We start from the raw sequence: 13,355 nt of genomic DNA, 5'->3' as shown, positions 1-13,355 counted from the left end.
GAAGAAAGCTCTGGAAGATACAGAGATGCCTAAGCGGAAACCCGGACGCCCCAAAGGCAGTAAAAACAAGAAGACGCTCGAAAGAGAAGCCTTGCTGGCTGCTCCTCCCAAGAGAGGTCGTGGCCGCCCCAAAGGCAGCAAGAACAAATCAACGCTGGAGCGCGAGAAGCGAGAAGCCCAGGAGAAGAAATCCAGCAAGCCTCTGTGAAAATATTCCCCTTATCGTCATGCAGCTTCAAGGGGTGCTGTTACCGGATTTCTGGAAATTCACGAAATTGCTGACTCAGCTAGGGATCATTAAATGAGAACTAAGACTGAAACTTTTTCAAATGATTCGGAAATTGATGGATTCTGCCGCGATCTTTTCTCATCTGTCGAAGAAATGAAGGCGGGAAAGGCGTCCCTAAGCATACGGTAAAGATTTCGAGGGCACCCACTATTAAGCGCTGTGATCGGCAGCAAGTCCAACAACTTCGTCACAATGGTCCTGACGCATCGAATGATCCAAACCGCTCGGCAGGCGGGGCTGCTTGAGCAGCAAAGCAGGGGGCCCGTTACTACACTCTTTGTAGCTACAGAAAGTGTAGCGACAGATGTAAAGCTAATTGAGCAATATGAAGTTCTACGGCAGAGACCAGGAAATAGCGGCGCTCACGAATGAGCTCCGGCTTGCAGAAACCTCTTCCCGACTGGCGGTCATCACTGGAAGACGACGCGTGGGCAAAACCAGGCTGATTCTCAAGGTTGCCGAAGAGAGCGGCCGGCCCATGCTTTATTTTCTTTGCCGGAGGCGCTATGCAGAAGCAGAGCTGGCACAGATCTGGCTCGACGAGGTGAGAGAGACGTTTGGTCTTAGCGAAGAGGATGGTCCGCGTCGACTCAAGCTCGCCGAGATTGTCCGGTTTGTGATGAAGCTTTCCCGGGAGAAGCCCTGTGTGATGATTCTCGACGAATGCCAGGAGCTTGACTACGCGGCTCCGGCTTTCTGGGCGGACCTTCAGGGGGTCTGGGACCGGGAGAAGGACAATTCCCGGCTCCTTCTGATGATGAGCGGCTCCGGTGGGGCAATCGTCCGGCGTATCTTTGATGATGCGAGCGAACCGCTTTTCGGACGACGGGATCTTGCGCTCACGCTGAGACCTTTTGGCCCGAAGCTTCTCAGGGAAATCTTTCTCGATCTCCGGCCTCAGGGAACGCCGGAAGATCTCCTCACCTTCTACGCCGTCACGGGCGGCGTCGCGCACTATGTCGCCTGTCTGGCCGATGCGGTTCCGCTCGCACGAGTGGATATGGTGAATCTGATTTTTTCCGAAAGCGGCAATTTCCTTCGAACAGACGGCGCTACGCTCCTCTCTGATGAATTGCGGGTTGAATCCGCCATCTACGAAAGAATTCTGCGGGCAGTTGCCAGGGGCGCCGCCACCTGGAATGAGATTGGGGTCCGGCTCGGCGGAAAGAATATCGCCGGCTATATGGATCGCCTCGAGAAGCAGTACGGACTGCTCAGAAAATACAGTCCGATGTTCTCTGAGAGTACCCGCGGCGTACGCTACGGAATTTCGGATCCCTATTTCCGCTTCTGGTTCCGGTTCATTGAGCCGGCTCAATACCAATCGCTTGCTGCGCGCGGGAACTGGGAGGCCTTACGGGCCATTTGTCTCGATGCACCCAATCAATACACCGGCCGCACGCTGGAAGACTGGTATCACGATCTTTTCGGAGCGAGTCCGAAGTGGACGCGGACGGGCCGCTGGTGGGACAGGCGGGGTGAAAATGAAATCGACCTGATTGCGCTCAACGATCTCACGGGGAAGGCCGTCATTGCGGAGATCAAGAGAAATGCCGACAAGATCGATATGAGAGCGCTTGCGGGCAAGGCGGCTGCTTTTGAAAAAGCCGAGGGAAGAAATCTGAAGAAATACGAGCGTCCGGAACTTCTGGGTTTGTCGCTTGAGAATCTCCTCGAGGAGCATCCGGCGTATGAATGAAGAAAAGCCGGCAGGTTTTACGCTGCCGGCTTTTCCTAGAAGGCGCAGGTTAATGCTGAGGCGGCGCAGGAGGCGTCGTCGGGCTAGATCCCATAATGGTCTCCCAGCCGAGCGGGCAGGAGCGCACCGTCGGGTAGTAGCCCTGTTCGGAATTGCACCAGTACCAGGGGTAGCTTGCCGGAGGAAGAGCGCTTGTCGTTCCTCCCGAACCCGCAGGAACCTCAACAATGCGCTCCACGACGCGGGGCTCTCTCGGGTATGTCATTGCGCCCACCACGATGCCCGTTGTGAGCGCCGGCCCCCAGAAGCCCCAGCTCTGATACCAGCGGGGGCGATGATGGAAGGGACGGGGCGGCGGCGGGGCGGGACGAAAGCCCGGACCAGGACCCGGACGGAAGCCGGGGCCGCCCGGATGATGAAAGCCGGGGCCTCCGCCAGGACCGCCCGGCGGAGGCGGCGGAGCGGCGGATGCCGCAAGCGATGCGCCGAGAAGCATCGCCGCTGCGGAAAGCGAGATGAGCATCTTCGAGAACGACATGGCTCAAACTCCTTCTGAAAAAATTCTCTGCGTGATCAAGAAGATCCGGAATTAGGGCTTCGCCGCTACCAATGGTGCGGGCCGGGAGATCCGGCGGGTCCGGGAGGCGGAGCCGGGCGATATCCGGGCCCGGGCCGGTACGCGGGACCAGGTTGATAGCCGGGTTGAGGCCGGTAGTCAGGCCCGGGACGATGCGACGGATCCGGACGAGTCCCATAGTGCGGCGGCTCGGGATGGTGCGGAGCGGGGGCCGGTCGATGGTGCGTCGGCGCGACGACGCAGGCGGTGAGCGAAGTGTTCGCCGTCACCGCAAGCGCTGCGGCACCGAGCAGACGGACGATCGAACGTCTTTTCTCTCTCGAAACGGGTGTCATCGGCGTGCCTCCTTGATGGACTTCTTTGTGAATACTTGTGGATCCCGTTCTTCCCGCACTTCCGCGGGTTCGCTTCTACTGGCGCCTGACGACGAGGGTTCGCGTGGTGCTTCTTCCGAGGTCGTCCGTTGCTGTGAGGCGGTGCGTGCCGGGAGTCGCGCGCCATTCGAGCGGCTTCCCAGTGGGCGAAACGCCGATGAAGGTGTTCCCCGAATACCAGTAGACGAATTTGGCATCCGGGTCGGTTCCGGCACGCAGAAGCGTTCTTGCCGCTTCAGCGTTACCGACGGCATAGAGCACCGCGCCCTCGCGGGGCGACACGATGGCGGGAGGCCTTCCGCCGGGGACTCCGGAGACGGCTTCGCAGCCCGCCTCATAGGGCGGGGGCGGGCGCTTCACAATGCCGGCCTCGAGAAAGACTTTCTGGAAGTGCGTGGGCCAGAATTCCCAGACGACCTTTTTGACGCCGGGACCGGCCGCGCAGGCGCGGAGCCCCGTTGACTCCCGCACGAGAATCTCCCGGAAGACGCCCGTGCTTTTGACGGAGGTTTTCCCGGGAAGAATCCAGGAGAGCGTTTTCTCTGGGCAGAGCGAGGTGTCGAGCTCCCCGGTTGCCGTGCAGACGGTTTCTCTTGCGACCCGAAGCTTCTTCTCGTCAATTTCATCCTGCGGGATCTTTGCGGCCGGCCAGTCGAAGGACGGATCTGATGCAATCCGTGCAGCCGCGGCCTTGAAGAGCGGCGCGGCAAGCGACGCCCCCTGGAGCTGCGGATTTGGCGCGCCCGAGAAGTTCCCGAGCCAGACCACAATCACGTAGGGACCGACGGAGCCCGCGGTCCAGGCATCCCGCCAGCCGTTGCTCGTTCCCGTCTTATAAAGAAGCTCTCGCTTCGCGCCCCCGGCAGTAATGAATTCATTTCGGGAGGCAAGCATGCGTTTGAGCACAAATGCCGCCTCGGGCGAGAGGACGGAGCCCTCGGCTTCGGCGCGTTCGTTCTGAAGAATCCGGATGGGGCGCAGAAGCGCATCGTCGGCGAGCATCGCGTAGAGCTTTGCAAGGTCGCCCATCGTGACTTCAGCGCCTCCCAACACGATCGAAAGCCCGTACCAGCTCTTCTCGTGCGGGAGCTTCACGCCCGACTTTTGAAGGAGTTCGTAGAGTCCGGGGTTGAGCTGACGCTCGAGATCCGCCGCCGGGAGGTTTCTCGAGAGGACGAGCGCATCTTCGGCCGACAAAGGTCCGCGGAAGCTCCCGTCCGCGTTTTCCGGAGCCCACCCGCCGAAGCTCTGCGGCCGGTCGATGAGGACGGTCTTTTCGTGAATGAGCCCCTGATCGAGCGCGAGGCCGTAGACGAAAGGCTTCAATGTTGAGCCGGGGCTTCGTCTCGCGGTCCAGGCGTTCACCTCGCCCGCAATCGAAGCATCCGACCAGTCGGCCGACCCCACGAGGGCAATGAGGGAGCGGTCGCGGGAATCCACCACGGCGAGCGCCGCATTCCGGACGCCCCAGGGCCTGAGCCTGGCAATCGTTTCGCGCACCAGCGACTCCATGGAGGACTGGAGTGCAATGCGAAGCGTTCCCCGGACCGGGCCGCCCTTTGATTTCTTGAGCACTATCCGGGAGTAGTGCGGAGCGAGCATCGGAAGGTTCTCGGGCTCAAACACCTCGATCGATGCGCGGACGGGTTCGGAGAGTCGTTCGCTTAAGGCTCCCGCGCGGATCATGGCAAGTCCCAGACGGATCCTCGCGTCGTCAAGCTCCGTATTCCCTGCCGCCATGGGACGGCGCTTCACGGGATTCTGCGGAATGACGGCAAGGCTCGCCGCTTCAGCGGCCGAGAGCATGGAGGGCGGCTTATGGAACCACACGCGGGAGGCTGCGCCCGCGCCCTCGACGTTCCCGCCATAGGGCGCGAGATTGAGGTAGGCCTCAAGGATCTCGTCCTTCGAATAGTGCGTTTCGTAGCGAAGCGCGTGCCAGATCTGACGGATTTTTCCTTCGAAGGTGTTGGTCCTGAGCTTCAGCCTCATGCGGGCGAGCTGCATCGTGATCGTGCTTGCGCCCATGCGGCGCGAGCCCATCAGCGTTTCCATGCCGGCGCGCACGATGGAACCGGGATTGACGCCCTTGTGGTTCCGGAAAAGCCGGTCCTCGTAAAAGAGCGTCGCGTCGATGAGCTTCGGGTCTATCTGCGCGAGCGGAGTCTTCACGCGATAGATCCCGTCCTTCGCGGGCGTGAGCCTCAGGAGCTCGCCTTCCGCAGAGTAGACGGCCGGAGAGAAATCGATCCCGTCAAGGAGCGGCGGTGCGGGAGAGCGCTCCGCCATCTGCCAGACGACGTTTGCGCCGCCGACCACAATGACGCCGACGATGGCCGCGGAGAGAATGAAGGCCGTCGTGCGGCGCAGAAACCGCACGGGTTCGCTCTCGCCCTTCGGCTTCGCTTGGGGCTTCGGCGCTTGTGCGGGTGCCTGCGGTTCTTCCTGGGAATCGTTTCTCGGGGCTTCAGCCATCAGTCATCTCCATCGGGAGCGGAAGCAGTATTTCGGGTCGCGGGGGTCGACCCTCGGGCGCCGCAGCGGCGGCACTCTGAGGTTCAGTATTTTCGGGCTTCGGAGCGCTTTCTGCCGGGAGGGGCGCAGAGCTCAAGTCTTTCGGCGCGGAAGCCGCAGCCGGAGCTGCGTCGGGGAGCTTCACGGGATTCCCTTCTGAATCGAGAATCGTGAGCTTTCCGGAAGCGCCTCTGGCGCGAAGGAGCGGGCGCGAAAGCGACTGCGCCTCAACCGGCGGCACCGTAAATTCGCCGGGCGTTGCCGCGCGGACCGTATAGGTGAAGGTGACGGGACTCCAGCTCGAAAGTTCGGGCGAGAGCCAGGTCATGCGTTCTTCGGACCGCAGGAACCTGGGCGCCCCGTCGGGACCCGATCCGGGGCTCATCGCATAGGCGAGGCCGCCCGGGAGCAGATCCGTGAGCGCTACGTCCATGAGGCCTTCTTCGTCCGCATAGGCGCGAAGCTTCACGCGCACGGTGATGCGCTCGCCCGCGCGGAACTTAGTCGAGGGCCTGCCGTCCTCGCCCAGATACGTGCGCTCGACTTCAAGGCCCGATTTTTCGGCGGGCAAGGCCTTGTCGTCAGGGAGCCGCACCCATCCGGTCTGTTCGCCCTGCCACCAGAGGAAGGAGGACCGGGCGGCGCCGGAAACCTCTGCTGCAATGCAGCCCGGAGCCTCGAGCGCTGCGCCGGCGGGGGCGGTGGTGAGGACATCCCTGTCGTCGGGGAAGCCTGCCGCGCGCTTCACGCAGACGAGGGTGAGGCCTGAGTCGTCTTCGTTTTTCTCTAAATCCGTTGCGCCACCGATCGAAGGTTCCATCATGGTCATGGCGGCAGCGCCCGCGTAGAGGGCGTCAGAGGTGCCGCGTTTGAGCGCTTCGGCAAAGTCGTCGACGGCAAGGGACGAGAGGAATCTGGCCGAACTCTTCTGCGTTAGGCCGCTCGCTGCAAGCGCCTGGGCGGCAAGCGCCGTTGCGGTCTCGGGCGTCCACGCGCCGGCGGCGCGCGCGGTGGAAATGGTGCCCGAAAGCAGCTCCTCGGCTTCAGAGCGCATTCTGAGGTGCTGGTAGGAGGCCGCTAGGAACGCGGCGGCAGCGTCCCGCTTCCAGTCGGGGAAGCGCTCTTCCATCGCGGCGCGAAGCGTTTCGAGGTACTCCGTCGTCATCGTGCCTTCGCGGGTGAGCACCCAGAGGGCATAGGCCTTCGTGCGCGCGTCGTCGATGGTCTGGGGGTCTTCGACGACGGTGCGCATCAGGCGCTCCTTCACGCTGCGAATGAGTTCCGGGGGTACGCCCGTCGTGCGGGCGGCAGCGAGCAGGTAGTCGAGAGCCCAGGCCGTGAGGTACGGGTTCGCCGGCATCCAGGGGAAGCTCCGGAGGCCTTCCCAGGAGAGGGCGCCCTGAATCGCGGAGAGCGCTTTTTCAGCGCGCGCCTTTGTGAGCTCCGCGAGCTTCATTGCTGCCTTTTCAGGCGTTTCGCCCATGGGCACGAAGCGGGCGGCATCCGGGTTGGCTGCGAGGAGCACGAGCGGAAGCGCCGCGGCGATCGCGTCCGCGGGCTGGTTCCAGTCGCGGTTTGCAAAGGGGAGCCCGAGCTGAAGGACGAGAGTGGCCGGAACCGCCGACACCATGAAGCGCGTCTGCGAATCGTTGGGATAAAGCTCGTTGGGAAGTGTGAGAAGCGGGTTCTTGTCTTCAGCATTCCCTTCAATCTTTCCGCCGTAAATGCGGGTGGATCTGACGGAGGCCGGACGAACGCCGATTTCCAGAGTGCGTTCTGTCCTGGCGTTTTCCGTCTGTGCGCGGAAGGTCACCTGCACGGTCCCGGGTGCGGCGGGCGCCTGAGCGACCGAGGTCGCAACCTTGCCGCCTTTTTCCGGGAACGTGATGGGAACCGTCGCAGAGGCAGGCGTGAGCGAGTCGGAACTGATCTCAAGCGCGCCGGAGGCTGTTGGTTTCTCTGGCGTCACCGTTGCGCCGAGCGCAAAGATGTCGCCCGGCGACACGGCAGCCGGGAGAATCGGCTGAATCACGAGGGGTTCGGCAATGGCGGCCGATGCTTCGCCGGCGCCTGCTTCGTTCTCGGAAGCGCCGACGGCAAAGATGCGGATGCGGCCGTTGAAGCCTTCGGGGAGCGTCGCTTCAATGGTTCTGGCTTCGGGACCCGCTTCAACCAGACCGCCCCACCAGACGGCGGATTTTCCAAGCGTTCTCGCGAAGGGATTACCGAACCCGGCCGCCATCTTTGCTGACGACTCCATGAAGTCGCCGCCGAAGGGCGCAGTGAGGTCCGCGGCCGCACTGGCGTCCGGCATCAGGAGCGACAGGGTTTCGCGGGTTTCGACTTCAAGCGCCCGGTCTTCAATGAGCGCCTTGAGAGGATTCGGGGCCGGATAGTTGGTGAGCGAAAGAATCCCGGCGTCCGCCGCCCAGAGAAAGACCCGGGAGGGCTTGTCGGCCTTGAGCGTTATCGGAATGGTCTTCGTGCTTTCGAGTTTTTCCGGAACGGAAACTTCAACCTGGAGGCGCTTTTCCTTCGTGTTGAGAAGAACCGGAATTGCTGTTTCCGTGAAGCCCCTCAGGAACTTCTTTGCCGAATCCTGCCCGCGAACGAGCGACACGCGAAGCCACGCGCGGCCCGAGAACCCTTCCGGAGCATCGACCTCAATCAGGTTGTCGCCCGAATCGACGGCAGCCCATTGGGACGAGATGACGTTCGCGGATTCAAACGTGACGAGCGCAAAGCCCGAGAAGGGAGAGAGGAGCGAGAGCCTCGCTTTGTCGCCCGCTTCGAGGGTTGTCTTCTCAAGGCGCGCGCGCATTTCCGCGGCGGGGAGTTCATCGGACGCCGCCTTTGCGAGCGTGTTCCCCGCCGTGTTGTAGGGAAGCGTGAGGAGAAGCGTCCCGTCTTCTCTCGTGACGCTCACGAGCCATTCGCCGGGTTCGCGGGTATTGAGCGGGAGCACGGCTTCGCCCGAGGCATCCGTCGTGAGGTCAATGGTTGCCGTCGTTTCTGTCACGGGCGCGTCGCTGTAGGTAAGGCGCCCGGAGCCGTCGGCCGTGAGTTCCGTCACATAATGCGTGCGGCTGATTTCGGCGCGAAGCTTTTCTCCTGCCTTCTTTTCGAGATGCCGGTCAACGGCAATGAAGCGCACTTCCGCAGGGTCCCCGGCCAGAAGGAAGTTCATGGGCTGGGGCGTTTTTTCGAGCTTCCAGCCAAGCGCCAGATCCCTTCGCGAGAGAAGGAAATGGAAGCGTTTGGAAACGGCTTCGCCCCCTTCGGACTCATAGCCTGTGAGCGAAACGTCTGCGCGCGCAAAGCCCGGAATCGTGAGGCTCCCGAGCGGAAGCGCGAGCTCAGCGTCCCCCGCTCCTGTCGTCCGGACGGAAGAAATGGAGAGGCGCTTTCCGGCATTCTGATTGGTCCTGATGCCGGCAGCAGGAGAGTCGAAGGTCCAGCCTTCAAACCCGGGGAGCGTCGTGCTAGAAATTGGATTAACGACAACCTCGCCCTCAATCCGGCGGCCTTCGGCACCGGCTCCGAAGAGGCTCGTGAGCTTTGCGGGGACCTTAATGTCGCCGGGCTCGAGCCACCCGGCTTGTGCTTCAGCCTGAGGGAGCTCGGCCGTGAGCGAAAGCGTTTCGGGCGCAAAGTCTGCGATGAAGAGGGTCGTTGTTGAGAGCGCCGAATCGCCTCCGGCCGCGAAGACGTCTATCTTGATGCGGCCCGGAAGCGTGCCCTCAGGAATCGTCCAGTCGAAATCGGCGAGGCCCTCGGGCGAGAGCTTCAGCTGCCGCTTCTCAACCACTTTCCCCGCATCATTTGTGAGCTTCACTTCAACGGGAAGCCCCTCGGGGAGCGCCGCCATGCTGAGTTCGCGAAGTCCCAGTCCAAAGTGCGCGGTTTCGCCTGCACGGTAGATGCCGCGGTCCGCGAACGAAAAGGCTGCCATGTTGCCGCCCTTCGTTTCGCGCCCGCCCGTATTCCAGCGGAAGGTGTCCGAAAGGTTCGTGGGATCCCGGAGCGAGATCCAGGCGAGGTCGGTGCCCTTCGACTGCACGGTGATTGCAGCGGGACGTTTTTCGCGCTCAAGCCCCTTCGTGGGCTTGAAGTGGGCGCGCCCGTCCTGATCCGTCTGCACGGACTCGATCACGGTGCCGTTTTCGGCGAGAAGGCTTGCCGCCACATTGGCGGCGGGTTTGCTGTCCATGAAGCCCGCGGCAAAGACGTCGATCGAGGTGTCGGCTGAGGTTTTCGCAATGACGGCGAGGTTCGTGAGAAGAAGGCGTTTGCTGGCGGTCGCAACCACTTCTTCCTTCCCGTCCTTCGTCCTCACGCCCGTGAGCTCAACCTGAAAGAGTCCGGGGCCCGCGCCGATCACGGCGTCGGCAAGATCAAGCGTTGAGAAGCGGGCCTTGCCCGGAGTTGATTCTCCTAGTTCGATTTCACCCGTGACGGCGCTCGTATAGGCGTCGGGCGAGGTGCTCTTCATCACGTTCCAGCCGTCGGCCGCGAGCGCGAGGTAGGCGTTCTTCACGCGCGCGATGCGCCAGCGGAGCTTCTCGACGCCGGTCGAAAAGAGGGAGAGCGTCCAGTTCCCCGAGAGCGTGAGCATGTTGCCGGGCTGGAGGAACTCGATCGAGCTCGAGAGCTTCGGAAGAAGCAGCACCGAGTGCCATTTTTCATTGAGCCCCGACGTGCCTTCCGGCCCGAAGGATTCAGGCAATTCCACATAAAGGAACGTTCCCTGAGGCGCGTGAAGGCGGAATTTGGCCGTGGTCGTGAGGCCCTTTTCTGAGGCCGGCACCACTTCCACGGGTTCGGCGCGTGAGAGAATTTCTTCGTCGATGACGGGGGCGGCCGTCCAGACGGCATTGGTCTGAGCTTCCTCCGACATCTTGGCGGGAAGCGCCAGGACGCGGATATTGCTCATCACGGCCTGCGGATCCATCTGGAGCGTCCCCGTGAGTGTGAGCTCATACTCGCCGTTCATAGCTTCGTCGCGAACGGCATGAACCTCGGCGCGGGAAATCTGAAAGAGCGTGGATTCGCCCGGCACCGTCTGATTGACCTGAACGGTCTCAAAGCCCTTCGGTACCGTGAAGCGGCCGTTGTTCTGGCTGATCCGGCCCGCGATGCCGGCGAGCTTCGCCGTGACGATCGTCTCCTCTTCAGGGAGCTTCGTGAGCTTCACCTTCACGTAGACGCTTGTGTTGTCGTCGCTCCAGATGAACAGGGGCTTTGCCGTCTCAAGACCTGATTCTTTTTTGAAATTGAGGCTGAAGGCCTTTTCAACCATTCCCTTTTCAGGGACGGTCGTGAAGAAGAATTCAAAGGAGAGCCACCGTTCGCCCTTCACCGCCGGATCAATCCAGATGCGGCTCTGAGTATTTATTGCCGCAAGAGGCGGCGTCTCGATCGTGATGAAGCTCTCTTCAATATTGGCGCGAAGGGGAATCGGGATGCCGAGAAGCGACGCTCTCATCGAGCGCTTCGGCTGCCAGGCGTCCTTCGGCGTGAAGGAAAGAGAATCAGGGCCCGCCCAGCGCCAGGTGCCCGGAACGGAGGGCTTCAACGTAATGCCTTCGACCGTCGCGCCCGAGCGGCCGAGCGTGATCATGCAGCGGCTGTACCAGTCGTCTTCGTAGGCCTTGCGGCAGGCGTTTTCGCTGGGAGCCAGAGAGATGTAGATGGGAGCCTTTGCGGATGTCGGGGCGGAGACTGCGGGCTTAAGCCAGACCGTGCGGTCGTCGCTTCCCGGAGCGGCATGGGCTCCTGCAGCGAGAGCTGAGAGTGCGAGGAGCGTTACCAGGGAAAGCGGTTTAAGCTGAAGCGAAATGGCGCGCGTGGACAGAACCATGGCAGGAAACTCCCAAATTAATCATGAGTATGAGCATAGACGGTTTGGGGACTGCAGGCGACGGGAAAAAGCCCGCGCCTCTCTGATTTTTCGCGCTTTCCCAATGATGTGGAAATTGTCGATTGGAGAGCCTTCCTTCACGGGAGCGTCTCACCCCGACAACAGTGGGGCACATTACGCGCCCCTTGTCAAGGGCACTGAGTAAATAAAGTCCGATCCTGGTCCTCTGCCTTCGCAGAAACCATAGCGTACAAATTCAAATTCATCGATACGCCTTCAATAGCAATCACAGCAGCCTGAGTCTTTCCCAACGCACGAATCGACCGGGGTTTCAACGTCGTATTACGGTCATCCCAATAGCGCTCGGGACGCCGGCAACAGGCACACATCCGGATCTAGGCAGCCCTGACAGCGCTGAAAGCGCTGTCCCACTAGGCAACCCCACTGCCGCTCGGGCAGCCAGAAACTCCAGTCTGGGCCGACTTCCCGTCTCAGGTGTAGACAGGTCTCGCAAGCTCGAAGCTCACCCCCGTAAGGAGCTCGGGAGTCGGTCCGGTGTCGTAAAGGTCAGTCAGTGTATTCGCTAGTGCTGCAGGGTGATGCAGCAATTGAAAGCAGGTGTCAGTCCAGGTCCTATTCGGGGGCTAAGGTCTCTGTGGGCAGTACCACCCCCCCAGCCGAGGCTCACTGGACTGACTTCTTGATCGGTACATTGATGTCCGCTTAGAAGCAGCGGAGGACATCAAAGGGTTCGTTCTTGCTCAGGCATTGATAGACGCTGCGGGCAAGCTTGGCGGCGAGGACGCGGATCGCCTTGACCCGCAGCTGGCCGTACTTGCGCATCAGCTTCTCAAAGTGCCGTTTGGCAGCTTCGCTGTAGCGCACCATCAGGGTGGCGAGCTCGGTAAAGGCCCAGCTGAGATAGGCATTGCCGTTCTTGGCATTGCCGAGTCCCTTGCTCTTGCCGTTGGAGAGCTTGCTTGTGGAAGCCAGACGGCAGTAGGACACGAAGTTCGCCGCCGTGGCAAAGCGCCTGATGCTGCCGATCTCCGACGCCAGGATGGACGTTATGACTGGGCCGCAGCCCGGCATCTTCTGCAGTTCCCTGGTGTAGCGCAAATTCCTGCCGACGGCATTGATGTGCTCTTCAAGCTTCTGAATTCCCTGGTCAATATTTGTAGCCATTGTCAGGTGGTAATCCAGTATGGTGCGCACTTCCTCCGTCAGCCCCCAATTGAGGAGCATCGGAGCTTCCGTGCCGAATTCAGCGTGTTCCTTGATGAGTTTCCGGAGTTCTTTTCCCGTGATTTTCCTGCCAATCAGGTTCGTCAGCTTGTTGATGACGATGATCTTCTCCCGAGCCCTCTGCTTAACAGCAGTTCCCCGGGTTCGGACAAGGTCCCGGATTTCACGGAGCTGCTTGGGCATGATGACGGCATAGCGAAGAGCGTTGTAGCGCAGGCGATCAGCAAGGTACTCCGCGTCCTTGCGGTCGTCGGCGGCCTTGGTTTTAGCTTCGCTGACGGTGCTCGGATCAGCGAGCACCAGGTTCCAGCCGTTCCTCTCGAAGAGGTCGGCAAGCCAGTACCAGTTGTAGGTCGCCTCAACGCAGGCAATGTGCGGCTGATCCTTGCAGAATCGCTCAATCACAGGCTTTATCAGGTCTTCCGGCAAAGTGCCGTCGACTCGCTGCGTGCCGATGGACCTGGAGAAGATGACCTTGCCGACGGAACCGGAAGGACGCTGTTCGTTGACGATGACCGAGAGCCAGATGTTGTTGCTGTGGAGGTCAATGCCGATGTAGCGGCAATTGGCGCTGCTGCGGGCAAGAGCAAGCTGCTCCTGCATTTTCTGGGCGTAGGTGTCGTCGCTCTCGTTTTGAGCGGGCTGAGCTTCGGCCTGAGCTGCATCGTCTTCAGCTTCACAAACAGCGGTCAGATCAATATCGATGTCGGAGATGGTATTATTCATGGTGATTTCTCATGGAAAATTGAGATCCGCGTGCCCGGAGTTGTGGTGAACTCGCGGGCACATTTTTTTGA

At 61.2% G+C, this 13,355-nt stretch carries 6 protein-coding genes; 2 read left to right on the top strand and 4 right to left on the bottom strand.

Annotation, left to right across the window (positions count from 1 at the left end):
• The coding region (locus GBM95_RS09015; protein WP_152158799.1) for a hypothetical protein at window positions 1–208 on the top strand (208 nt) is incomplete at its 5' end.
• Between the two features lie 406 nt (window positions 209–614).
• Window positions 615–1,988 (top strand): ATP-binding protein, encoded by a 1,374-nt coding sequence (locus GBM95_RS09010; RefSeq protein WP_226963250.1) that lies wholly within the window; start codon window positions 615–617, stop codon window positions 1,986–1,988.
• 49 nt (window positions 1,989–2,037) lie between these two features.
• Here the strand turns inward: GBM95_RS09010 and GBM95_RS09005 are convergent, their stop codons facing one another.
• The 4 genes from GBM95_RS09005 to GBM95_RS08990 all read right to left on the bottom strand — a co-directional run bounded on the left by GBM95_RS09005 (window position 2,038) and on the right by GBM95_RS08990 (window position 13,284).
• Window positions 2,038–2,526, bottom strand: a complete 489-nt coding sequence (locus tag GBM95_RS09005; RefSeq protein ID WP_152158797.1) for a hypothetical protein — start codon at window positions 2,524–2,526, stop codon at window positions 2,038–2,040.
• Between the two features lie 449 nt (window positions 2,527–2,975).
• A complete protein-coding gene (gene pbpC, locus GBM95_RS09000; RefSeq protein WP_152158796.1) occupies window positions 2,976–5,414 on the bottom strand; it encodes a penicillin-binding protein 1C in 2,439 nt (812 codons plus the stop codon).
• Complete coding sequence (locus tag GBM95_RS08995) at window positions 5,407–11,313, bottom strand: alpha-2-macroglobulin family protein (protein WP_152158795.1); 5,907 nt, start codon at window positions 11,311–11,313, stop codon at window positions 5,407–5,409. Before GBM95_RS08995 ends, pbpC begins: the two co-directional genes overlap by 8 nt.
• 723 nt (window positions 11,314–12,036) lie before the next feature.
• A complete protein-coding gene (locus GBM95_RS08990; RefSeq protein WP_152158794.1) occupies window positions 12,037–13,284 on the bottom strand; it encodes an IS110 family RNA-guided transposase in 1,248 nt (415 codons plus the stop codon).
• Window positions 13,285–13,355 lie beyond the last annotated feature (71 nt).

Origin of the sequence: Sutterella seckii (assembly GCF_009183815.1) — a bacterium.
Classification (GTDB): Bacteria; Pseudomonadota; Gammaproteobacteria; order Burkholderiales; family Burkholderiaceae_F; genus Sutterella; species Sutterella seckii.
Note: the sequence above shows the minus strand (reverse complement) of the source record. Positions and strands in the feature narration are given on the sequence as shown.

Coding starts and splice junctions, on each gene's coding strand:
- GBM95_RS09010 (WP_226963250.1), top strand. CDS start 615: ATGAAGTTCTACGGCAGAGACCAGGAAATAGCGGCGCTCACGAATGAG.
- GBM95_RS09005 (WP_152158797.1), bottom strand. CDS start 2,526: ATGTCGTTCTCGAAGATGCTCATCTCGCTTTCCGCAGCGGCGATGCTT.
- pbpC (WP_152158796.1), bottom strand. CDS start 5,414: ATGGCTGAAGCCCCGAGAAACGATTCCCAGGAAGAACCGCAGGCACCC.
- GBM95_RS08995 (WP_152158795.1), bottom strand. CDS start 11,313: ATGGTTCTGTCCACGCGCGCCATTTCGCTTCAGCTTAAACCGCTTTCC.
- GBM95_RS08990 (WP_152158794.1), bottom strand. CDS start 13,284: ATGAATAATACCATCTCCGACATCGATATTGATCTGACCGCTGTTTGT.